The sequence below is a fragment of the Klebsiella sp. JB_Kp004 genome (genome assembly GCF_040065795.1).
In the GTDB taxonomy this organism is placed as follows: domain Bacteria; phylum Pseudomonadota; class Gammaproteobacteria; order Enterobacterales; family Enterobacteriaceae; genus Klebsiella; species Klebsiella quasipneumoniae.
In genome coordinates this window covers 1-22,650 of record NZ_JBEAKW010000003.1, presented here as the reverse complement: position 1 = coordinate 22,650, position 22,650 = coordinate 1, and the positions used below count along the sequence as shown (strand labels likewise).

22 protein-coding genes are annotated in these 22,650 nt (G+C 58.8%); 10 read left to right on the top strand and 12 right to left on the bottom strand.

The annotated features are described in order from the left end of the window. Positions 1-79: 79 nt before the first annotated feature. The gene (locus ABLX76_RS03275; protein ID WP_004229436.1) at positions 80-1,081 is read left to right on the top strand and encodes a LacI family DNA-binding transcriptional regulator; all 1,002 of its coding nucleotides are present in this window, start codon (positions 80-82) and stop codon (positions 1,079-1,081) included. On the opposite strand, the gene lysA is transcribed toward ABLX76_RS03275, so the two are convergent. Beyond that, positions 1,074-2,336, bottom strand: coding sequence for a diaminopimelate decarboxylase (lysA, locus tag ABLX76_RS03270; RefSeq protein WP_262962494.1), 1,263 nt, complete (start codon positions 2,334-2,336; stop codon positions 1,074-1,076). The two genes, ABLX76_RS03275 and lysA, sit on opposite strands and share 8 nt — an antisense overlap. Positions 2,337-2,472: 136 nt before the next feature. Between lysA and ABLX76_RS03265 the strand changes: the two genes are divergently transcribed. Next, positions 2,473-3,399, top strand: a complete 927-nt coding sequence (locus ABLX76_RS03265; RefSeq protein WP_023319085.1) for a LysR family transcriptional regulator — start codon at positions 2,473-2,475, stop codon at positions 3,397-3,399. Here ABLX76_RS03265 and ABLX76_RS03260 read toward each other — a convergent pair. After that, positions 3,365-4,078, bottom strand: a complete 714-nt coding sequence (locus ABLX76_RS03260; protein WP_023290911.1) for an aspartate/glutamate racemase — start codon at positions 4,076-4,078, stop codon at positions 3,365-3,367. The two genes, ABLX76_RS03265 and ABLX76_RS03260, sit on opposite strands and share 35 nt — an antisense overlap. A gap of 139 nt (positions 4,079-4,217) precedes the next feature. On the opposite strand from ABLX76_RS03260, the gene ABLX76_RS03255 reads away from it, so the two are divergent. After that, on the top strand, positions 4,218-4,544 hold the full coding sequence (locus ABLX76_RS03255; protein ID WP_023290912.1) for a cupin domain-containing protein: 327 nt from the start codon (positions 4,218-4,220) through the stop codon (positions 4,542-4,544). On the opposite strand, the gene ABLX76_RS03250 is transcribed toward ABLX76_RS03255, so the two are convergent. Continuing rightward, positions 4,541-4,738, bottom strand: a complete 198-nt coding sequence (locus ABLX76_RS03250) for a hypothetical protein (RefSeq protein WP_048335229.1) — start codon at positions 4,736-4,738, stop codon at positions 4,541-4,543. The genes ABLX76_RS03255 and ABLX76_RS03250 overlap by 4 nt on opposite strands. A 259-nt stretch (positions 4,739-4,997) precedes the next feature. On the opposite strand from ABLX76_RS03250, the gene ABLX76_RS03245 reads away from it, so the two are divergent. The 4 genes from ABLX76_RS03245 to ABLX76_RS03230 are packed head-to-tail and all read left to right on the top strand — an operon-like array spanning position 4,998 to position 9,226. Next, complete coding sequence (locus tag ABLX76_RS03245) at positions 4,998-5,888, top strand: sugar ABC transporter permease (RefSeq protein WP_002915995.1); 891 nt, start codon at positions 4,998-5,000, stop codon at positions 5,886-5,888. Beyond that, the gene (locus tag ABLX76_RS03240; RefSeq protein ID WP_023290913.1) at positions 5,881-6,783 is read left to right on the top strand and encodes a carbohydrate ABC transporter permease; all 903 of its coding nucleotides are present in this window, start codon (positions 5,881-5,883) and stop codon (positions 6,781-6,783) included. The genes ABLX76_RS03245 and ABLX76_RS03240 overlap by 8 nt, the downstream gene beginning before the upstream one ends. A gap of 12 nt (positions 6,784-6,795) precedes the next feature. Next, positions 6,796-7,923 (top strand): ABC transporter ATP-binding protein, encoded by a 1,128-nt coding sequence (locus ABLX76_RS03235; protein WP_017899248.1) that lies wholly within the window; start codon positions 6,796-6,798, stop codon positions 7,921-7,923. Between the two features lie 16 nt (positions 7,924-7,939). Further along, positions 7,940-9,226, top strand: coding sequence for an ABC transporter substrate-binding protein (locus ABLX76_RS03230; protein WP_032453986.1), 1,287 nt, complete (start codon positions 7,940-7,942; stop codon positions 9,224-9,226). 59 nt (positions 9,227-9,285) lie between these two features. Here the strand turns inward: ABLX76_RS03230 and ABLX76_RS03225 are convergent, their stop codons facing one another. The 4 genes from ABLX76_RS03225 to ABLX76_RS03210 form a co-directional block, all read right to left on the bottom strand. After that, positions 9,286-10,629 carry a carbohydrate porin gene (locus ABLX76_RS03225; RefSeq protein ID WP_348873962.1) on the bottom strand — a complete coding sequence of 448 codons (1,344 nt, stop codon included), beginning with the start codon at positions 10,627-10,629 and terminating at the stop codon, positions 9,286-9,288. A gap of 121 nt (positions 10,630-10,750) precedes the next feature. Then, on the bottom strand, positions 10,751-12,184 hold the full coding sequence (locus ABLX76_RS03220) for a glycoside hydrolase family 32 protein (RefSeq protein WP_348874050.1): 1,434 nt from the start codon (positions 12,182-12,184) through the stop codon (positions 10,751-10,753). A 19-nt stretch (positions 12,185-12,203) separates the two neighbouring features. After that, entirely contained in the window at positions 12,204-13,445 is a 1,242-nt protein-coding gene (locus ABLX76_RS03215) for an MFS transporter (RefSeq protein ID WP_023290917.1), read from the bottom strand. Between the two features lie 12 nt (positions 13,446-13,457). Next, the gene (locus ABLX76_RS03210) at positions 13,458-13,592 is read right to left on the bottom strand and encodes a hypothetical protein (RefSeq protein WP_032429210.1); all 135 of its coding nucleotides are present in this window, start codon (positions 13,590-13,592) and stop codon (positions 13,458-13,460) included. Positions 13,593-13,686: 94 nt separating this feature from the next. On the opposite strand from ABLX76_RS03210, the gene ABLX76_RS03205 reads away from it, so the two are divergent. Further along, entirely contained in the window at positions 13,687-14,682 is a 996-nt protein-coding gene (locus ABLX76_RS03205) for a LacI family DNA-binding transcriptional regulator (RefSeq protein ID WP_032453988.1), read from the top strand. Here ABLX76_RS03205 and ABLX76_RS03200 read toward each other — a convergent pair. Continuing rightward, entirely contained in the window at positions 14,679-16,100 is a 1,422-nt protein-coding gene (locus ABLX76_RS03200; protein WP_004205402.1) for a sugar porter family MFS transporter, read from the bottom strand. The genes ABLX76_RS03205 and ABLX76_RS03200 overlap by 4 nt on opposite strands. A gap of 296 nt (positions 16,101-16,396) precedes the next feature. Continuing rightward, positions 16,397-17,158: a 2-dehydro-3-deoxy-D-gluconate 5-dehydrogenase KduD gene (kduD, locus tag ABLX76_RS03195; RefSeq protein ID WP_101977726.1), complete on the bottom strand. Its 762-nt coding sequence runs from the start codon at positions 17,156-17,158 to the stop codon at positions 16,397-16,399. A 483-nt stretch (positions 17,159-17,641) separates the two neighbouring features. Between kduD and ABLX76_RS03190 the strand changes: the two genes are divergently transcribed. Next, positions 17,642-18,817 carry an oligogalacturonate lyase family protein gene (locus tag ABLX76_RS03190; RefSeq protein WP_032453989.1) on the top strand — a complete coding sequence of 392 codons (1,176 nt, stop codon included), beginning with the start codon at positions 17,642-17,644 and terminating at the stop codon, positions 18,815-18,817. 132 nt (positions 18,818-18,949) lie between these two features. Here the strand turns inward: ABLX76_RS03190 and ompK26 are convergent, their stop codons facing one another. From ompK26 to ABLX76_RS03175, 3 genes are all read right to left on the bottom strand, one after another. Then, complete coding sequence (gene ompK26 / locus ABLX76_RS03185; RefSeq protein WP_004205398.1) at positions 18,950-19,645, bottom strand: KdgM family porin OmpK26; 696 nt, start codon at positions 19,643-19,645, stop codon at positions 18,950-18,952. Positions 19,646-19,895: 250 nt separating this feature from the next. Next, entirely contained in the window at positions 19,896-21,074 is a 1,179-nt protein-coding gene (locus tag ABLX76_RS03180) for an acetyl-CoA C-acetyltransferase (RefSeq protein ID WP_087775411.1), read from the bottom strand. Between the two features lie 118 nt (positions 21,075-21,192). After that, positions 21,193-22,062 carry a LysR family transcriptional regulator gene (locus ABLX76_RS03175; RefSeq protein ID WP_348873959.1) on the bottom strand — a complete coding sequence of 290 codons (870 nt, stop codon included), beginning with the start codon at positions 22,060-22,062 and terminating at the stop codon, positions 21,193-21,195. A gap of 102 nt (positions 22,063-22,164) precedes the next feature. Between ABLX76_RS03175 and ABLX76_RS03170 the strand changes: the two genes are divergently transcribed. Beyond that, the gene (locus ABLX76_RS03170) at positions 22,165-22,626 is read left to right on the top strand and encodes a multidrug/biocide efflux PACE transporter (protein ID WP_348873957.1); all 462 of its coding nucleotides are present in this window, start codon (positions 22,165-22,167) and stop codon (positions 22,624-22,626) included. Positions 22,627-22,650: the final 24 nt, after the last annotated feature.

The following is a 22,650-nucleotide window of genomic DNA, read 5'->3' as shown; positions in this document are numbered from 1 at the left end:
GCCCCGTCGATATGTCCCTTTTCGGTCTGTGATAAACTGCGCCTTACCACGTGAAATCAGGAATCGATGAATGGCTACAATGCTGGATGTCTCAATTCGCGCAGGCGTCTCGAAAGCGACGGTTTCCCGCGTGTTGAACGGCACAGGTCAGGTGAAAGAGAGCACCCGCCAACAGGTCTTTAAAGCGATGGAAGAGCTGGGCTATCGGCCGAATTTCCTTGCCCGCTCGCTGGCCAATCAGACCAGCAACAGTATCGGGCTGGTCGTCTCCACCTTTGACGGCTTCTACTTTGGTCGTCTGCTGCAGCAGGCGTCACGCCAGACCGAAGCCTGGGGAAAACAGCTTATCGTCACCGACGGCCATGATACGCCGGAGCGCGAAGAGGAAGCGGTGCAGATGCTCGCCGACCGGCAGTGCGATGCGATCATCCTCTATACCCGGCATATGAGCGAGAAGGCGATCATGTCGCTGATTAACTCGATCGCCATGCCGCTGGTGGTGATTAACCGTGATGTGGCGCAGGCCCGCGAACGCTGCGTGTTCTTCGAACAGCAGGAAGCCGCCTTCCAGGCCGTGGAGTATCTGATTACCCAGGGCCACCGCGATATTGCCTGCATCACCGTCCCGATGCACACCCCCACCGGCCAGGCGCGCCTGCAGGGCTATCGCAACGCGCTGATAAAACATGGTATTGAGTGGGATCCGAGCCGGGTGAAATACGGGGACTCGACGATGACCCGCGGCTACGAGCTGTGCCGGGAACTGCTGGACGAGAAAGCCCGCTTCAGCGCGCTGTTTTCCTGTAACGATGATATGGCGCTGGGGGCGTCTAAGGCGCTGCATCAGGCGGGGCTGCGTATTCCGCAGGATGTGTCGCTGTTTGGCTTCGACGATGCGCCAAGCGCGAAATGGCTGGAGCCGGGGCTGTCGACGGTCTATCTGCCGATCGACAACATGATCACCACGGCTATCGATCAGGCGATCAAGCTTGCTAATCAGCAGCCGATCGAAACGATCCCGCCGTTCACCGGCACGCTGGTGTTGCGTGAGTCGGTGACGACGGGACCTTTTTTTAAATAAGCTCTAAGGCCAGCAGCTCCTGGATGGTCTGGCGACGGCGGATCAGCCGCGCCTTGCCGCCATCAAACAGCACCTCCGGCAGCAGCGGACGGCTGTTATAGTTGGATGACATCGAAGCCCCGTAGGCGCCAGTGTCATGGAGCACCAGATAATCCCCTGGGGCCACCGCCGGCAGCAGACGGGTCTCGACTTTCCCCCCTTCCTGCTGGGTAAAGACGTCCCCGGACTCGCACAGCGGCCCGGCCACCACGGTCTCCACCTGCGGCGCGGCGCTGAGATCGCGGCCATCCGCCGCCAGAGCGGTGATATGATGATAGCTGCCGTACATTGCCGGGCGCATCAGGTCGTTAAAGCCAGCGTCAATCAGCACGAAGTGGCGGCTGCCCATCTCTTTCACGCTGCGCACCTGCGACACCAGCACGCCGGACTCGGCCACCAGGAAGCGTCCGGGTTCAATCTCCAGTTTCACCGGGTGACCCAGATGGGTGGCGATCTGCTCCCGGGCGCGGTTCCACAGACCATAATAGTGAGCGGTGTCGATGGCCTCTTCGCTCTCGAGGTAAGGAATAGACAGGCCGCCGCCGGCGGAGATGGCCTGCAGATCCTGACCAAAGTCGACAACCTGGCGCACCATCGCGCCGCACACCTGCTCCAGGTGACCATAGTCGACGCCAGAGCCGATATGCATATGGATCCCCACCAGCTGCAGCTGATAGCGACGCATCACTTCCAGCGCCGCCGGCAGGTGGCTGTACCAGATGCCATGCTTGCTGTTCTCACCGCCGGTATTGGTTTTCTGGCTGTGGCCGTGGCCAAAGCCCGGGTTGACGCGCAGCCAGACGCGATGGCCCGGCGACACTTCACCCAGTTGGCTCAGCATGTCGATCGAGCCGGCGTTCACCGGGATCTGTAACGCCTTGACGCGATCGAGGGTCGCCTCGTCGATCAGATCGGCGGTGAAGACAATATCCTCTGGATTCTGCTGCGGATCGTAGCCCGCCGCCAGCGCACGCTCGATCTCCCCCAGCGACACCGAGTCCACCTTCACCCCCTGCTCGCGCATCAGACGCAGAATATGGATGTTAGAGCAGGCTTTTTGCGCAAAACGCACCACGTCAAACTGGCTGAGCTGGGCAATCTGGCGGCGAATAATCTGCGCATCATAGACCCAGACCGGGCAGCCAAATTCCGCCGGCAGGCGCAGCAGATTGTCCGCGGTCAGATCGGTATCGGTGGCGTAAAGCGAGTGTGGCATAAGAACTCCGGTGTAGTGCGTGTGTTGGTCGCTGTTTTTTCTGATTACGCCACAGCGCCGGACGAATAAAAAATATCGTTTTATCGCGACTCTATGCAAAAATGATATAGTTCCAGCCGAGCCTCAGGGAGACCGCATGCCAGCCGTCAATTTGCGTCATATCGAAATCTTTCATGCGGTGATGACCACCGGCAACCTGACCGAAGCCGCGCGGATGCTGCATACCTCCCAGCCCACCGTCAGCCGCGAGCTGGCGCGCTTTGAGAAGGTGCTCGGCCTGCGGCTGTTTGAACGGACCCGCGGTCGCCTGCAGCCAACCGTGCAGGGCCTGCGCCTGTTTGAGGAGGTTCAGCGTTCCTGGTACGGCCTGGACCGCATCGTCAGCGCCGCCGAGAGCCTGCGCGAGTTCCGCCAGGGCGAGCTGTCGATAGCCTGTCTGCCGGTCTTTTCCCAGTCCTTTCTGCCGCTGCTGTTGCCGCCGTTCCTCGCCCGCTACCCGGAGGTCAGCCTGCAGATCGTCCCCCAGGAGTCGCCGCTGCTGGAGGAGTGGCTCTCCGCCCAGCGCCATGACCTTGGCCTGACGGAGACCCTGCATACCCCCGCGGGCACTGAACGCACCCCGCTGCTGACGTTGAATGAAGTCTGCGTGCTGCCCGCCGGCCATCCGCTGGCGGCGCAGACGACGCTGACCCCCGCCGATTTTCAGGGCGAGAACTACATCAGCCTGTCGCGCACCGACAGCTATCGCCAGCTGCTCGACGCCCTGTTCCTTGAGCATCAGGTCAAGCGGCGGATGGTGGTCGAAACCCACAGCGCGGCCTCGATCTGCGCCATGGTGCGCGCCGGCGCCGGGATCTCGGTGGTTAACCCGCTGACCGCCCTGGACTATGCCGATAGCGGCGTGGTGGTGCGCCGCTTCAGCGTCGAAGTGCCGTTTACCGTCAGCCTGATCCGCCCGCTCCATCGCCCGCGATCGGCGCTGGTCGACGCCTTCGTGACGCACCTGCAGCAGAGTCTGCCGCAGATCCTCACGCCGCTGGCGTCGGTTCTGCAGAGAGCATAAAGTTGACCGCGTCCTCAGCGTGGATCGCCGCGGTGTCAAAGACCGGCAGCGGGCTGAGCTCGGCAGGCACCAGCAGGCCAATTTCCGTGCAGCCGAAAATAACCCCTTCCGCCCCCTGCTCCGCCAGGGCGGCAATCACCTGCAGATAATAATCCCGCGACGCCTCGCTGAAGGTGCCGAGACAGAGTTCGTCGAAAATGATCTGATTGATCCGCGCCCGATCGTCGGCCTCGGGGATCAGCGTCTCGATGGCAAACTGCGCCTGCAGACGACCCCGGTAAAAGGTCTGCTCCATGGTATAGCGGGTGCCCAGCAGCGCGACCCGCCGCTGGCCCTTGGCGGCAATCGCCCTTCCGGTGGCGTCGGCGATATGCAGAAAGGGAACCTGGCAGCGGGCGGCGATGGCATCCGCCACCTTGTGCATGGTGTTAGTGCACAGGACAATGCCCTCGGCGCCCGCCTGCTGCAGCCCAACCGCGGCGTCGGCAAGGATCGCGCCGGCGCGATCCCAGTCGCCGGTGGACTGACAGGCTTCAATCTCGTGAAAATCGACGCTATGCAACACCAGTCTGGCGGAGTGCAGCCCGCCCAGTCGCGCCTTCACGCCTTCATTAATCAGGCGATAGTAAGGGATCGTTGACTCCCAGCTCATGCCGCCTAACAGGCCAATGGTTTTCATCTTTTGCTCCTTATGTTGTTTCTGCCAGTGAAACAAACTTGTGATCAACTTTCCACTTCTCTGGCCGCGTATTTCTTTTTCATGAAGAGTGAGATAACTTAAGTGAAACAATGTTTCATTTTAACAACAGGATCGGCAGATGTTTATTTTCCATAAAGACACCACCCTTGAAGACCTTGGCAATGGCGTAACCCGCCGCATTCTGGCCCATGACGGCAAAATGATGGCCGTGGAGGTAAATTTTGCCGCCGGCGCCGTCGGCCCAATGCATAACCACCCTCACGAACAGCTCACCTACGTGCTCTCCGGCGAGTTCGAATTCACCATCGGCGAGGAGACGCGCGTCGTCAGCGCTGGCGATACGCTGTACAAGCAGCCGGGGATCATGCACGGCTGCGTCTGTCTGCAGCCCGGCACGCTGCTCGATACCTTTACCCCCATCCGCGAAGATTTCCTCCAGGGTTAATCCATGTCGGGGGGCGCTTGCCGCCCCCGGTTATCTACCTGTACCTTCGAATAAAATATACCGGCAAAATCATTATCCTGATAATAATATTCTCCGCCTCGCTTACGCTGATATTTCATACTTTTCAGCCCCTCACAAACGCCTAAAATGCTTACCACCTCACCTTTTTGAAACATCGTTTCGACTTTGATCACATTTCCATCCAGATCTGCATGACGCGGAAATAAATCGCAATAAAATGAAATTAAAACGGTGTTTTATAAAAAACAGATCAGCATATAAAAAGAGCCTGACGGCCCCTCCACGCTGGGCCACTTAAAACCTAACCCATTCATTAACAAGGATATGTTAACCAGAGGAAGCGTTCAGACTTTTTTGCGTGGTTCGCGGCCAAAGGCCGACAGCGCCGCGTCACCGGATCCGTATTACAACTCGTAAGCCAGGTAGGTATGTATGAATGAAAACAAGCTGCTGGGATTGGCATGGATATCGCCCTATATCATCGGGCTGATTGTCTTTACCGCTTTTCCTTTTGTTTCATCTTTCTTTCTCAGTTTTACTGAGTACGACTTGATGAGTCCGCCGGTATTTAACGGCATTGAAAACTATCGCTATATGTTGACCGAGGATAGCCTGTTCTGGAAATCGATGGGGGTGACCTTTGCCTACGTCTTTTTAACCATCCCCTTAAAACTGGCTTTCGCCCTCGGCATTGCCTTTGTGCTCAATTTCAAACTGCGCGGTATCGGCTTTTTCCGCACCGCCTACTATATCCCGTCGATCCTTGGCAGCTCGGTGGCGATTGCCGTGCTGTGGCGCGCCCTGTTCGCCATTGACGGCCTGCTGAACAGTTTTCTCGCCGTCTTTGGCATCGATGCCATCAACTGGCTGGGGGAACCCTCGCTGGCGCTGATGTCAGTCACCCTGCTGCGCGTCTGGCAGTTTGGTTCCGCGATGGTCATCTTCCTCGCCGCGCTGCAGAACGTCCCGCAGTCGCAGTATGAGGCGGCGATGATCGACGGCGCCTCGAAGTGGCAGATGTTTATGAAGGTCACCGTGCCGCTGATCACCCCGGTGATTTTCTTCAACTTTATTATGCAGACCACCCAGGCGTTCCAGGAGTTTACCGGCCCGTACGTGATAACCGGCGGCGGCCCGACCTATTACACCTACCTGTTCTCGCTCTACATCTACGATACCGCCTTTAAGTACTTCGACATGGGCTATGGCGCCGCGCTGGCGTGGGTGCTGTTCCTCGTCGTGGCGGTCTTTGCGTCGATAGCCTTTAAGTCATCGAAATACTGGGTCTTCTATTCCGCCGATAAGGGAGGCAAAAATGGCTGATATTCAACAGATGGCGCCGGTGATAAGCGACGCCGATCGTGAGGTGGCCCGTACGCTGCGCCGGGAAAAGGTGAGCCGGGTGGTGCGCTACGTCGTGCTGGTGTTCGTCGGCCTGCTGATGCTCTACCCGCTGGCGTGGATGTTCTCCGCCTCGTTCAAGCCGAACCATGAGATCTTCACCACCCTCGGGCTGTGGCCGACTCACGCCACCTGGGACGGGTTCATCAACGGCTGGAAGACCGGCACCGAATACCATTTCGGCCACTATATGCTGAACACCTTTAAGTATGTGATCCCGAAGGTCGTGTTAACGATCATCTCCTCCACCATTGTGGCGTACGGCTTCGCACGTTTTGAGATCCCGTGGAAGAAGTTCTGGTTCGCGACGCTCATCACCACCATGCTGCTGCCGAGCACCGTCCTGCTGATCCCGCAGTACCTGATGTTCCGTGAAATGGGGATGCTGAACAGCTATCTGCCGCTGTATCTGCCGCTGGCCTTCGCCACCCAGGGATTCTTTGTCTTCATGCTGATCCAGTTTCTGCGCGGCGTCCCGCGCGATATGGAAGAGGCGGCGCAGATCGACGGCTGCAACTCCATCCAGGTGCTGTGGTATGTGGTAGTGCCGATCCTCAAGCCGGCCATTATCTCGGTGGCGCTGTTCCAGTTCATGTGGTCGATGAACGACTTTATCGGTCCGCTGATCTACGTCTACAGCGTCGATAAGTATCCCATCGCGCTGGCGCTAAAAATGTCTATCGACGTCACGGAAGGCGCGCCGTGGAACGAAATTCTGGCAATGGCGAGCATCTCCATTCTGCCGTCCATCATCGTCTTCTTCCTGGCTCAACGCTACTTTGTGCAGGGCGTGACCAGCAGCGGAATCAAAGGTTAAGAGGGAAATATCATGGCTGAAGTGATTTTCAACAAACTGGAAAAAGTTTACTCAAACGGGTTTAAAGCGGTGCATGGTATCGACCTGAAGATTGCCGATGGCGAATTTATGGTGATCGTCGGCCCTTCCGGCTGCGCCAAATCGACCACCCTGCGCATGCTGGCGGGTCTGGAGACCATCAGCGGCGGCGAGGTGCGGATCGGCGATAAGATCGTCAACAACCTGGCGCCTAAATCCCGTGGTATCGCGATGGTGTTCCAGAACTACGCCCTCTATCCGCATATGACGGTAAGGGAAAACCTCGCCTTCGGCCTGAAGCTGAGCAAGCTGCCCAAGGCGCAGATTGATCGGCAGGTGGAGGAAGCGGCGAAAATTCTTGAACTGGAGGAGCTGCTGGAACGTCTGCCGCGCCAGCTCTCCGGCGGCCAGGCGCAGCGCGTGGCGGTGGGCCGGGCGATCGTCAAAAAACCGGACGTCTTCCTGTTCGACGAACCGCTCTCCAACCTGGACGCCAAGCTGCGCGCCTCGATGCGCATCCGCATTTCCGATCTGCATAAGCAGTTGAAAAAATCCGGTAAACCGGCGACCACCGTCTACGTTACCCACGATCAGACGGAAGCGATGACCATGGGCGACCGCATCTGCGTGATGAAGCTCGGCCACATTATGCAGGTCGATACCCCGGACAACCTCTACCACCAGCCGAAAAATATGTTTGTCGCCGGCTTCATCGGCGCGCCGGAGATGAATATTCGCCCCAGCCAGCTGGTTGAGCACGACGGCCGCCTGTGCCTGACCCTGGGCGACCAGCGCCTGCCGTTGAACGACCGTCTGGCGGAGAAAGTCGGCGCGTATCAGCATCAGGAGGTGTTCTACGGGGTCCGCCCGGAATTCGTGTCGCTCTCCGACGCGCCGTTCGCCGAAGGCGGCTGCATGGGCGAGATGGTGCGGGTGGAAAACATGGGCCATGAGTTCTTTGTCTATCTGCAGGTCGCGGGCTACGAGCTGACCGCTCGCGTGCCGTCGGACGATGCGAAGCCGATGATAGCTAAGGGACTGAATCGAAAAGTCTATTTCACCTTTGATCTTAACAAGTGTCACATCTTTGACGCCAAAACCGAACAGAACCTCTCTCTGTGAACCCTGGAGCATAACAATGAAAAACGTGCTGATAAGCGCCACCCTCTCCGCCACCCTGGGCCTTAGCGCCTTCTCCTCGCTGGCGCAGGATGTCGACCTGCGTATGTCCTGGTGGGGGGGCAATGGCCGCCATCAGGTGACTCTCAAGGCGCTGGAGGCTTTTCACCAGCAATATCCTGATATCAATGTCAAAGCGGAATATACCGGCTGGGACGGCCATCTTTCGCGCCTGACCACCCAGATAGCCGGCGGCACCGAGCCTGACGTGATGCAGACCAACTGGAACTGGCTGCCGATTTTTTCGAAAAATGGCGAGGGTTTTTACGATCTCAACACTCTGAAAGACGAGATCGATCTCAGCCAGTTCGACGCCAAAGAGCTGCAGTCCACCACGGTCAATGGCAAGCTCAACGGCATCCCGGTGTCGGTCACCGCCCGGGTCTTCTACTTTAACGACGAAGCGTGGAAAAAAGCGGGCATCCCCTTCCCGAAAACCTGGGATGAACTGCTGGCGGCGGGGAAAACTTTCGAAAGCAAACTCGGGAAACAGTACTACCCGGTGGTGCTTGAGCACCAGGACGTGCTGGCCCTGCTCAACTCTTACATGGTGCAAAAATACAACCAGCCGGCCATCGATGAGAAAGGACGCAAATTCTCCTACAGCAAAGCGCAGTGGGCGGACTTCTTCGGCATGTATAAGAAGCTTATCGACAGCCATGTCATGCCGGACACCCGCTACTATGCCTCCTTCGGCAAGAGCAACATGTACGAGATGAAGCCGTGGATCCAGGGTGAATGGGGCGGGACCTACATGTGGAACTCCACCATCAACAAATACTCCGACAACCTGAAGCCGCCGGCGAAGCTGGTGCTGGGGGAATACCCGATGCTCCCCGGGGCCACCGATGCCGGACTGTTCTTCAAGCCTGCGCAAATGCTGTCGATTGGCAAATCGACGAAAAACCCGCAGGCGGCGGCGAAAGTGATTAACTTCCTGCTGAACAGTAAAGAAGGGGTGGATATTCTCGGACTGGAGCGCGGCGTGCCGCTGAGTAAAGCGGCGGTCACCTACCTGACCGAAGACGGGATCATCAAAGCCGACGATCCGGCGGTGTCCGGTCTGAAGCTGGCGCAATCCCTGCCCACCACTCTGCCGGTCTCGCCGTACTTCGACGACCCGCAGATCGTCGCCCAGTTCGGCACCACCCTGCAGTACATCGACTACGGTAAAAAGTCGGTGGAAGAAGCGGCCGAGGACTTCCAACGCCAGACCGACCGCATTCTGCGCCGCGCGATGCGCTAACCTGCCCGTCGGAAACCTCCCGCGGCGGCCGCCGCGGGAGAGCCTGCCTGAGTATCCTGTCAGAAGAAATATTTAAAGCGCACCCGGGCGCCGTAGCGTTCATCGGGATTCCCACTCTTCGCTCCCGTGGAATCGAGCCACGAGGCGTAGGCGCCAAGGTAAATATTGAAGTTCGGCATCGCCATAATATTCGGCAACTGCCAGGAAGTATGCACGGTGTGGATGTCATAGCGCCCCGGCGCGAGGATTGCGCAGTCGTCATCGCACTCGCTGCTCACCCCGGCCATGTTGAACTGGTCGATTTTGTTATGCGCGTAGATATAGCCCAGCTCCACGCGATGCCACAGGGCGTTGATCCCGGCGCTGAAGTCGGTTTCGTCCGCCGCGTCCAGCAGGGCGGTACTCAGATTGACCACCGCCCCGTCCTGCGGATCGCTTTTCAGGGTGTTCCAGCTCATGGTCATCCCGTAGCCGGTACGGTTTGACTGGTCGACCCAGCGCCCGCCCTGGTTCTGATAGCCGTAGGCGTTGTTGACGAGGTTGCTCTCTATCGCCGCCGCCGCCGACCACGCGCCGGACTGCCACACCGCCACCGGCCGCACGTACACCACGTTTTTGCGGTTTTCCAGCGCATTACCGTGATAGTTCTGATCGACAAACAGCGAACTGCCATCCTCCACCAGGGTGTTAACCTCGAAATACCAGTTATCCACCGTTTTGCTGAACAGGAGGTTGCCGCCGCTGCTGCTGCGCCCGCGCCCCTCTTTCATCATGTAAATATAGCCATAGCCGTCGGAATAGAGATCGTTGGCGGTATTTCCTGAATATTCAATAAAGGTATCCTGATTCAGGGGGAACATATCCCAGGCTTCAAAGCGGCCTATTTTTATTTTCCAGTCATCCTGCTGACCAAAGAAAAATACCGCATCATCGAGATTCATTTTGCCATCCATATCCGCCAGGGGCTGCACACTGAATCCGGCATATTTCCCGTCGGCGCCATTACGTCGGCCATCGAAACCCAGCAGAATACGGCCATTAATATCCCAACGCTCTTTATCACCGGGCGCCCAGCTTTTATTCGCGCTGGTTTTGACCGACGTCAGGCTGCCGGTGCGGCTGGCGCCATCAAGATTAAATTCGACATCGCCATAAAATTTTAATTCGCCATTGTCGTTTAGCTGCAGGCGCGGCGTAGCCGGCGCCGCGCGGGCGACCGTCGTGGCCAGCTGCTGGCCTTTCAGCGTCTTAATCTCCGCCTCTGCGCTGGCGGCGCGCGCCTCCGTCGCCTTCAGCCGCTGCTCCATTTGCGCCAGCCGATCCTCCAGCGATAACGGCGCCTGCGCCATCGCCTGTGGCAGAGAGAGAGACGTGAGAAAACACCCGACCCAGATTTTATTCATCGGTAAACCCTTTTATTATGGAATGAACTAAATTTGTTATTAATGGGTAATGCACGACGATGCAGGCAATAATAACCCGCCCATCGTCAAAGACGGGTTATTAACGACAACAGCCTTATTATTATTCGAGCTGCCAGGCTCCGGCTTCAGTTAATGCCGCTGAGCCGCTCCAGGCAAATAACGCTAATTCACGGCGGGGAGCCTGCGGATAGATACGGCTGCTCAGGCAGGCTTCGCCGTCATTGACAAACACCTCCACCGAAGAGCTATCGAAAAATATCCGCAGATTGAGATCCGCCCCGGCGGTCAACGGCACGCTGCGCGCCCCGCACAGGCCATGCTGCGGATAATGCCGCTCCAGCACCAGACGCTGCTGCTGGGCATCCACGTAGAGGCGCAGGCCATCGCCAAAGCGCAGGCCATACTGCTCGGCGCTGCTGCGGGCGCAGTTCCAGCGCAGGTTCACCTCCATCGCCTCGCAGTTGTCGACCATCGTGGTCTGCTGATTGTTCAGGGTGCTTACCGGCCACGGGAACCAGGCGCCGCGCAGACTCTCCACTTCTTTCGCCGGGCGCATCTGCAGGCGGTTATCCGCGCTCAGGCTCAGCTCGCGCGGCAGGGAGAGCATGCCCGCCCAGCCGTCCTGCTGCTCCGGCAGCGGTGATTCCCACATATCCAGCCAGCCAATCACGATCCGCCGGCCATCGGGGGTGGCGAAGCTTTGCGGCGCATAGAAATCGTGGCCGTGATCCATCTCTCTGAACTCGCCGTGGCGGACGAATCGCTGCCCCGGCTGCCACTCGCCGATCAGATAGCCGCTCTGGAACAGGTTGCGGTTGCGGAACCCCTCGGCCTGCATCCCCTGCGGGGAAAACATCAGAACGCGTTTGCCGTTGAGGGTGAAGAAGTCCGGGCACTCCCACATATAGCCCATGGCGCTTTCCGCTTCATCCAGCACCCCCACATCCTGCCACTGGCGCAGATCGGCTGAGCGGTACAGCCGCACCTGGCCGGTGTCGCCTTCGCGCGCGCCGACGATCATGTACCAGCTGTCTCCTTCCCGCCAGACCTTCGGGTCGCGGAAGTGGTGCATGCCCGGCGGGGTGTCGACCACCATCCCCTGGCGCTCGAAGTGGATCCCGTCCCGGCTGGTGGCCAGACACTGAACCTGATACAGATTGGCTTCGTCGCCCGGATCGCCGTGGAATTTATGCCCGGTGTAAATCAGCGCCAGGGTATCGCCATCGACCACCGCCGAGCCGGAGAAGCAGCCGTCTTTATCCTCCGGCCCCTCCGGCGCCAGGGCCACCGGCAGATGCTCCCAGTGCACCAGATCCTTACTCCGCGCGTGCCCCCAGTGCATCGGCCCCCACTGAGTTGAGTACGGGTGATGTTGATAAAAGGCATGGTACCAGCCGTCGAACCACACCAGACCGTTTGGGTCGTTGATCCACCCGGCGCGGGCCGCCAGGTGATAGTGCGGATACCAGCGCAGATTGAGCGCCTGGCGTTGTGTCTGGAGTACCTGTTCAGCCCTGGAGATTGTGTAAGTCATCATTTTCACTCTTTTTGATTCAGACAGCGGTAGGTTGCGACACCAGCGGATCGGCGGAGGATTTGCCGGAGCGCAACAAGAAGATGGAAATAAAGGTGGTGCAGAACACCAGCAGGCCCATGATCAGATAGGACTGAGCGAAGCCATATTTTTCATAGCTGTAGCCCGCCAGCGGCGACAAAACGCTGGCGATAATCGAGCTGGTGCAAGCGAAACCCACCAGATAGAGGGTGGAGGAGAGGCGTTTATCGAAGTTGATGCTGTTGTACTTAAAGATAGCCACCAGCAGTATCGGCAGCTCCACCGCGTGCAGCAGTTTAGTGATGGAGATCAGCAGCGGCCCCTCCACCAGGCCGGAGGCCACCATGCGCATCGCCATCACCATGCCGGCGAAAATCAGACCGTTTTTGGCGCCGATGCGGTTCACCAGCCACGGCGCGCAGAACATGCCGGCCGCCTCGAGGAACACCTGGAAGGAGTTGAGGTAGCCATACATCTCATTGCCTTCCTGCAGGGTCGCGAACTGCGATGAGAAATAGACCGGGAACTGCTGGTCATAGACGCCGTAGATGCAGGTGCCGATGACGAAGAAGACCAGCGCCCAGAAGCGCGGCAGCGTCAGCAGGCGCAGCGCATCTTCCAGGGTCACCTTGCCGCCCGAAACCGCCTCCTGCATCGCATGCGGCGCCGAGGAGACGCGCAGCCGCGCCAGCAGGATAAAAAACACCAGTCCGGAACAGCTGGCGACGAGGAAGTTAAGCTGCGGATTGATGTTAAACAGCAGACCGGCGAAGAAGGTGGCCACCGCCCAGCCCAGCGAGCCCCACATCCGCGCCCTGCCGAATTCAAACTGGCTCTGGCGCGCCACGCGCTCGGTATAGGATTCCAGCACGCCAATGCCGCCGTTAAAGGTCAAGCCGATGTAGATCCCGCCGAAGATGCTGCCCAGCAGGACGTTAATTTTCAGCAGATGGCCGAACAGCAGATACGCCGGACCAGAGAGGATCAGCAGCGCGGTGATATACCAGAGCAGATGTTTGCGCAGCCCCAGCTTATCCTGGATAAAGCCATAGCAAACTTGCGCAAACAGCGCGGAAACCGACAGAACGGCGTAGATGATACCGGTATCGCCGGCCTTCAGCCCGACCTCCTGGTGCAGCCAGATGGAAAGCAAGGAGCCGGATGACGACCAGGTCACGAAAAAGAAAAACAGTAAGGCACTGAGCAACGGGTAGCTGTGTGAGTGATGCGCTTTCATCATGACATTCTCGTGTTAGAGGAATGCAATTATGGTAACGTTAACAAAAAACAAAGCGCAGGGGGATTCGCTGCGATACATGATGTTAATCACAAAAGTTAACGTTAACATAATGAAGATGCGATCGCGATCAAATATTAACCGCGGCAGCGTGGAGGACGAGGCTAGCATAAAATCGTTTCACGCTTTTACATCAGCGACTTAGTTGTATAGCCTGTACTCTGCAGCTATGGCGGAGGAAAAAATGGCGTCCCTGAAAGATGTAGCAAAACTGGCGAATGTATCTCTGATGACCGTCTCTCGGGCGCTGAACACCCCGGAGCGGCTCAAGCCGGAGACGCTGGCCCGCGTGCAGGCCGCCATCGCCGAAACCAACTATGTCCCCGACCTGTCGGCGAAAAAGATCCGCGGGGCGCGGGCCACCCCCAGCACCATCGGCGTGCTGGCGCTGGATACCGTCACCACCCCCTTCTCGGTGGAGATCACCCTCTCGATCGAAGAGACCGCCCGCGCCCACGGCTGGAACAGCTTTGTGGTCAACATGTTTTCCGACGATCGGCCGGAAGCGGTGGTCGACCTGCTCCTCTCCCACCGTCCGGACGGCATTATCTTTACCACCATGGGCCTGCGCCAGGTGCCGCTGCCGGACAAACTGCTGACCCTGCCCTGCGTGCTGGCCAACTGCGAAAGCCTCAGCCAGCCGGTGGCCAGCTATATCCCGGACGATGAACAGGGTCAGTACGACGCGGTAAAAGCCCTGCTTGCCGCGGGCTATCGTCGTCCGCTGTGCCTGCACTTACCCGCCAGCCAGCTGGCGACAATCCGCCGCCGTCAGGGGCTGGAGCGCGCCTGCCGGGAGGCGGGCATCGAACCGGACAGCCTGACCCACTCGTATATGGCCCAGGGCGATGAGCATTACCACGATATTCCGGGGGTGGTGATGGCGCATATCCGCGAGGGTAAACCCGGCTTTGACTCGGTGATTTGCGGCAACGATCGCATCGCCTTTATGGTCTATCAGACGCTGCTGGGCCAGGGGTTACGCATTCCACAGGACGTGGCGGTGGTGGGATACGACAATATGGTGGGCATTGGCGATCTGTTTCTGCCGCCCCTCTCCACGGTGCAGCTGCCGCACTACGACATCGGGCGCCTGAGCGCCCTGCATATCATTCACGGCGACAACCATCGGGAGACGCGCAAGGTCGCCAGCCCGTGGCTGCCGCGCGCCTCACATTAACGGTTACCGATGTTGCGCAGCTTCTCGCCCGCCATCAGGTTGCGCTCAATGTGCTCGAGGGTGACATTTTTGGTCTCCGGGATCAGCCAGAAGGTGACGCCGATAAAGGCCACGTTGAGCACCGTGTAGAGCCAGAAGGTCCCGGCGGCGCCGATCGCGTCAAGCAGCGTCAGGAAGGTGGCGCCGATGATCATGTTCGACACCCAGTTGGTGGTGGTGGAGCAGGTGATGCCGAAGTCGCGGCATTTCAGCGGCTGGATCTCAGAGCAGAGGATCCACACCACCGGCGCCGCGCTCATCGCATACCCGGCAATACACATCATGGTCATGCCGACGGAAAGCCAGGAGAGGCCGCTGGAGGCGGTGCCATTGTCGAACTGCATCAGGCAGTAGCCGAGCACCAAGGTGCCCAGCGCCATCACGCTGAAACCGATTTTCAGCGCCGGCTTGCGGCCCGCTTTATCCACCGTGAACACCGCGATAAAGGTGGCAAACATAAAGGTCAGGCCCACCACCAGGGTGGCGATCATCTGCTGTTCGGTAGTGGTAAAACCCGCCATTTTGAAAATACGCGGGGCGTAGTACATGATGATGTTCATACCGGTGAACTGCTGCATCGCCTGCAGCAGCATGCCAAGGAACACCGCCCGGCGCACGTTACGATTGACCTTGAACAACGCCCAACCGCCCTGCTTCAGCTTCAGGCTTTCGCGGATCTCGTTAAGCTCATCGCGCGCCTTCTCCGAGGTATCGCGCAGCATCCGCAGCACCTCTTCCGCTTCGATATGGCGCCCTTTCTCCGCCAGCCAGCGAGGGCTGTTCGGCAGAAAGACGACCAGAACGATCAGGATCACCGCCGGCAGCGCCAGCACGCCCAGCATGGCGCGCCAGTTACCGCTGTAGCTGAAGGCGGTATCGGAAAGAAACGCCAGCACAATGCCGAGGGTCACCATCAGCTGATACATACTGATCATTTTTCCGCGCACGTTCTCGCTGGCCATTTCGGAGAGGTACAACGGCGCGGTATAAGAGGCGATCCCAACGGCCACCCCCAACACCACGCGGGCCACCAGCAGCACTTCCACGCTGGCGGCAAAAGCGGAGCCGATAGAGCCGGCGACAAAAAGCACGGCCCCCGCCATCAGGCTGTATTTGCGGCCAAGGCGGAACGACAGCCAGCCGTTAAACAGCGCGCCTATCGCCGCCCCCAGCATCATGCTGCTGACCACCCACTCCTGAAGCTGGCTGGATAAGGTGAAGTGGTCGGTTATAAAGGGCAGCGCCCCGGATATCACGCCGATATCCAGGCCAAAGAGCAACCCCGCCACCGCCGCGGCGATAGAAACAAACCAGTTCATCCGCCGGGTGTCACGTTGCGCCCGCGGCGTTAATGCAGAGTCGTTACTGATTGAAGTCATTTTTATTCCTGCCACACAGAGAAAGACATAGGACGAAAGTACGTGACTGGCGGAGGAGTTTGTCAGGCTGGATACGCCAAAGATATGGACTATTTTGCTGGCAAGATGGGTTTTGTGATGGACATTAAACTTTCAAAGTAACAAAAAATTCGTTTCGCCTAGTTAATAACCCTGTTCATACAGGGCGGTAACATTCATTCTGCACTCTGGAATATGGACGATCCTCATTTTACGGTATGGACAATAATTGCTCAGACGGCCGGGGCGATGAGTGTCGCGCCGGCCGTCGCCGACGGTTAGCGCGCCAGCCAGCCGCCGTCCACCGCCACCGTGTAGCCATTGATGTAATCGGAGGCTGGGGAAGCGAGGAAGACCACCGGCCCCATCAGGTCGGACGGCAGGCCCCAGCGCCCGGCGGGAATGCGCTCGAGGATTTCGCTACTGCGCTGCTCGTCAGCGCGCAGCTGCTGGGTGTTATTGGTCGCCATATACCCCGGGGCGATGGCGTTGACATTGATATGGTGTTTAGCCCACTCGTTGGCCAGCAGGCGGGTGACGCCCATCACCGCGCTTTTGGACGCGGTATACGACGGCACACGGATCCCGCCCTGGAACGACAGCATCGAGGCGATGTTAATGATCTTCCCGCCGCTGCCCTGGGCGATAAAGTGCTTCGCCGCCGCCTGGGACATGAAAAATACGCTCTTGATGTTGAGGTTCATGACATCGTCCCAGTCCTTTTCGCTGAACGCCAGCGCGTCCTCGCGGCGGATGAGGCCGGCATTGTTGACCAGAATATCAATATGGCCAAACTCCGCCACCGCCCGCTCCAGCAGCTGAGGGATACCGTCGATCTGGCGCAGGTCGGCGGTCAGGCTGAGAAAGCGGCGTCCCAGCGCCGTCACCCGCTCGATGGTTTCCACCGGCTCGACAATATTGATACCGACAATATCGCAGCCCGCTTCCGCCAGCCCGAGGGCCATCCCCTGACCTAAACCGGTATCGCATCCGCTCACGACGGCCACTTTTCCCTGCAGGGAGAATGCATCAAGAATCATAATGTGTTCCTTAGTCGTTCAGAGCCTGCAGTATGCAGGCAAGGTTCTCTCGGCCCGGCTCGCGCCGGCGGCGCGACTGAGCGTAGGGCGAACTCACGGGCATAGCCCATCATAAAAATAAAACAGAGTTCCGTTTTACTAATGGGTGCCATCTTAGCCCCACCCCCTGTCATTTTCAATGATATTTAAAACGTCGTTTCATTTTTTATGACGCCGATTACAAAAAAAGAAAAAGCGAACGGATGCGGCAACCCGCGCCGGACAGGAAGCGGTTTTAAAAGGACGATGATTCAACCGGTTGCCTGGAGAGACGGTCGAAGTGGGGCCAGCAGGCCGCGGAAGATGCGGGAATTGCGCTGAACTGCGTGAGACATCACAAATAATGAAACGTTGTTTTGATAAATTAACACCCATCTTTTAAAACACATCACTCAGCGACACGCCTCTGGTCCAGCGGCATCGCAGGAAAGAAAGGAGCACTACATGGCTAAAGGCATGCGGGTCAAACTGAACTATCACGTCAGCCGCGATCCGGATACCGGGGCGGAAGTCACCCGTTTAACCCCCCCGGAGGTCACCTGTCATCGCAACTACTTCTATCAGAAGTGCTTTTTTAACGATGGCAGCCATTTACTGTTCGCCGGCGAGTTTGACGGCCACTGGAACTACTATCTGCTGAATATCGCCAGCGCCGAAGCTGTCCAGCTGACGGAAGGCGCCGGGGATAACACCTTCGGCGGCTTCCTCTCCCCGGACGATAAGTCGCTCTATTACGTGAAAAATGACCGTACCCTGCTGGAGGTGAACCTCACCACCCTCGCCGAGCGTGAAGTTTACCGCGTCAGCGAGGAGTGGGTCGGCTATGGCACCTGGGTGGCGAACAGCGATTGCAGCAAACTGGTAGGCATTGAGATTGCGAAAAGCGACTGGACGCCGCTCAACGACTGGCAGATTTTTCATGACTTCTTCCACAAAGGACCGCACTGCCGCCTGCTGCGCGTCGACCTGCGCAGCGGTGAGAGCCAGGTGATCCATGAGGAAAAAATCTGGCTGGGACATCCGATCTATCGTCCCTTCGACGACCATACCGTCGCCTTCTGCCATGAAGGGCCGCACGATCTGGTTGACGCCCGCATGTGGCTGGTCAATGAAGATGGCAGCAACGTGCGTAAAGTCAAAGCGCATGCCCCGGGCGAAAGCTGCACCCATGAATTCTGGGTACCGGACGGTTCAGCGCTGATCTACGTCTCCTATCTGAAAGGCCAGCAGGGGCGGACGATCTATCGCTTTGATCCGGAAAGCGGCGTCAACGAGGCCCTGATGACGATGCCCGCCTGCTCGCATCTGATGAGCAATTTCGACGGCACGCTGCTGGTGGGCGATGGATCGGGCACGCCGGTCGATGTCAAAGATACCGGCGGCTACTCCATTGATAACGATCCTTATCTCTACGTCTTTAACGTGGCGGAGAAGCGCTACTTCCGCGTCGCGCGCCATGATACCTCGTGGGCGACAGTGGCCAACAGCCGCCAGGTGACTCACCCGCACCCCTCGTTTACGCCGGATGACAGCGCCATTCTGTTCAGCTCCGATAAAGACGGCAAGCCGGCCATCTATATCGCGAAATTACCTGACCATCCGCCGATGCTGAGCGCCTGAGCCCGGCGAACGTTTTTCTGTAACTGGCCTTGCCCTCCTTCGCGGAGGGCTTTTTTTGTTCCCTCGCTTTGGCGCATAAAAAACCCCGGCTGACGGCGCCGGGGAAAAGAGACGATGAGGGTCTGGCGGAAATCAGAACGAGTAGGCCACCCCGACGCGGAAACGGGTCTGGCGATCGCTGCGGTCATTCACGCCGACGTTGCCGATTTCACCATACGGCGACCAGTTGTTATCCAGCTTATAGGCTACCTTCACGTTATATTCCTGTGAGTAGGGTTTGTTGTCGTTGCGGTTCACCCCTTCCGAACTGCGGGCATAGACATAGTTCAGCTCGGTGCGCCAGTCGCCGAGGGCAAACCCGGCCCACGCGTCGCCGCGATTCACCTTGTCATCATCTTTACCGGCATCGTTCGGATAGCGGGTGTACTCATAGCGATAGCGAGCGGCGACATAGAAGCCATTGTCGAAACTGTACTGTACGTGCAGATGCGGCTTGTAAATGGAGCGGCTGTCGTTGCTCTCTATGGTAAACCCGGGGGTGAGGAAAAGGTTCGACGTCGCTTTCCAGCGCCAGCTGATGGTGTCTTCATGGCCGTTGCCCACCACGTCCGAATAGGGTTGCGACCCGTTGTCGCCGCCTGAACGCCATTTGGCCTCCACGGTAAAGCCTAGCCCGTTGGCGAAGCGGTGGGATACCGAGACGCGGTCGGCATTGCTTTTATCGCTCTTGCCGCCATCAATAAATTCATGACGTAAATCTATCGTGACCGCAGTTGCCGCAAAAGACATACCGCAGAGGGCGGCCAGAACCAGAGATCGTTTTAACATAGGGTACCCCTTATAATAAATAAAATGTCATTTCGTTTTTATGAAACGTTATTTTATTTTTTAAGTACCTCAGTTTTAGTGACCAGGATCGTAGTTATTTGTTTCAAAAAAGGTGGCACAACAAGACGTGACGGAGCTCAATAAATTGACGATGGGGAGAAGGGAAATACGGCAAAAAAGAGGGGGGTCGGCAAAGCGCGGCGCATAAAAAAGGCCTCCCGCAGGAGGCCATGGAAATCGACATTCAGCGCTACGCGCGCTCTACCGCCAGCGCCACGCCCTGACCGCCGCCAATGCACAGCGTCGCCAGCCCTTTACGCGCATCGCGCTTGATCATTTCATGCACCAGCGACACCAGAATCCGGCAGCCGGAGGCGCCGATCGGGTGGCCGAGGGCGATCGCGCCGCCGTTGACGTTGACCCGTCGCTCATCCCACTCCAGTACCCGGCCAACGGAGATAGCCTGAGCGGCAAAGGCCTCATTGGCTTCGATCAGATCGACGTCGTCCAGCCGCCAGCCGGCCCGTTCCAGACAGCGCCGGGTGGCGTGCACCGGGGCGATGCCCATCAGCGCCGGATCGACGCCGACGCTGGCGAAGGCGCGGATCCGCGCGAGGATCGGCAGCCCCAGCTCCTCGGCTTTCGCCTCGCTCATCATCATCACCGCCGCCGCGCCGTCATTGATGCTGGAAGCGTTGCCGGCGGTCACCGATCCGAGACGATCGAAGGCAGGCTGCAGGCTGGCCAACCCTTCCGCGCTGGCATCCACCCGCGGTTGTTCATCGGTATCCACGGTGCGCGGCGCGCCGTTATGCTCGGTAACGACCGGGACAATCTCATCGCGAAAGCGTCCGGAATCAATCGCCTTGCGCGCCTTATGCTGCGAGCTGAGCGCCCAGGCGTCCTGCAGTTCGCGGCTGATGCCGTATTCCCGGGCGAGGTTTTCCGCCGTGACGCCCATATGGTAATCGTTGAAGGCGTCCCACAGGCCGTCATGGACCAGACTGTCAATCAGCTGGCTGTTGCCCAGCTGGGCGCCGGTGCGGCTGTCGGTGAGGACATGCGGAGCGCGGCTCATGTTCTCCTGGCCGCCGGCGATAACCACGTCCGCCTCCCCGCACTGGATGGCCTGGGTGGCGAGGTGCAGGGCTTTCAGACCGGAACCGCAGACGTCGTTAATGGTGATAGCCGATACCGTGTTGGGCAACCCGCCGCGAATAGCGGACTGACGGGCCGGGTTTTGCCCGGTTCCCGCGGTCAGCACCTGGCCGAGGATCACCTCATCCACGCTCTGCGGATCGATTCCCGTCTTCTCCACCAGCGCCTTCACCACCACGCTACCCAGCTCGACGGCTGTATGGCGCGATAGCGCGCCCTGAAAGCAGCCAATCGGCGTTCGCAGCGCCCCGACGATCACGACATCCTTCATCCTCTACCCCTGCCCGTGCTTTTGCGCAAAGAAACAGCGATATACTAGATAATTGTTATCAAAAAACTTTGTAATTGTTTAAAAAAAGTGAGGCCAATCACAAAGAATTAGCCATTCGTTAACGTTCACGCCGCTGCAGATGCTGACGCAGCCAGCTGCCCGCCGCCCCGAGCGGCGCTTTCTTGTTCCACAGCAGATCCACCGAAATCGCCCGCGGCCAGCCGGGGATATCGAGCGCCACCAGCCCGCCCTGCGGCGCAAACTCCGCCACCAGGGCGCAGGGCAGAATGCACCAGCCGAAGCCCTGCACCGCCATGCTGAGCAGCAGCAGGTAGTTTGGCGCCGACCAGACCTGCCCGGCGGCAGGCTCCGTGGCGCTGGCCAGAAAGGTGCTCAAACGCAGCTCGCGCCAGCTGCGCAGTTCATCCCAGACAACCTTGCCCTGCGCCGCCAGCGGATGGTCAGGCGCCACGTAAATGCCCATCGCCGTCTGCAGCGGCAGGCGGGTGCTGCCGATATCGGTCGGGTAGCGCTCTCTCGCCTCAATCAATCCCACCTGGGCGCGGGATTTTTGCAGGAGATCGATCACGTCCTCATCTTCGCCAATCAAACACTCAAACTCGGTATGAGGGAAACGGCGGTCAAACTGCACCAGCAGATCTTCCAGCACGTCCGGGTGCAGGGTGTCCGAGAGCACAAAGGTCAGTCGCGGCTCCGTCTCGCCGGACAGCGACACCGCCAGCTCATCCAGACGCTCGCTGGCGGCGAGGATCGCTTTGACATAGCTCAGCACCTGCTCCCCCTGCAGCGTCAGCGTCGGCTGCCGCGTTGCCCGATCGAAGAGGGTCACCCCGAGGTCAGCCTCCAGGTTGGCGATAGCGGTACTGATCGTCGACTGGCTTTTCCGCAGGCGACGGGCGGCGGCGGAGAACGACCCGCTGTCAACGGCCTCGACAAAGGCGGTTAACGCTTCCGGTGAATAACGCATGATGTATCTACTTTATCGATGGTTTCTATCTTTTGTTTATCATATTTTTCCATAAACTGCCGGGTAATTTCCTGTTCAGGCTAAAACTGGAGGTAGCTCGCCATGCAACAGACCCCGCATCAGCGCAAGACGCTCACCGAACGCGTTATCCACGCCATCACCTTCGAAGGACTGGCGACGCTGATCCTCGCCCCCACCGCCGCCTGGCTGATGCAGCGTTCGGTGGTGGAGATGGGCGGGCTGAGCATTCTGCTCGCCACCCTGGCGATGGTATGGAACATCATTTATAACGCGGCTTTCGATCGCCTGTGGCCGGTCTCCCGCGTCCCCCGCCGGCTGAAAGTGCGGGCGCTGCACGCGATCGGCTTCGAGACCGGCTTTGTTATCATCGGCGTCACCATGGTGGCCATCGTGCTGGGGGTATCGCTGCTGCAGGCGTTTATGCTGGAGATCGGCTTAATGCTCTTCTTCCTGCCCTACACCATGGCGTTTAACTGGGTCTGGGACACCCTGCGCGAGCGCGTGATCCGACACCGCCGCCCGCGCCAGGCGGCACGCGGCTAGCCCCGGGGGGGGGGGGGGGGGGGG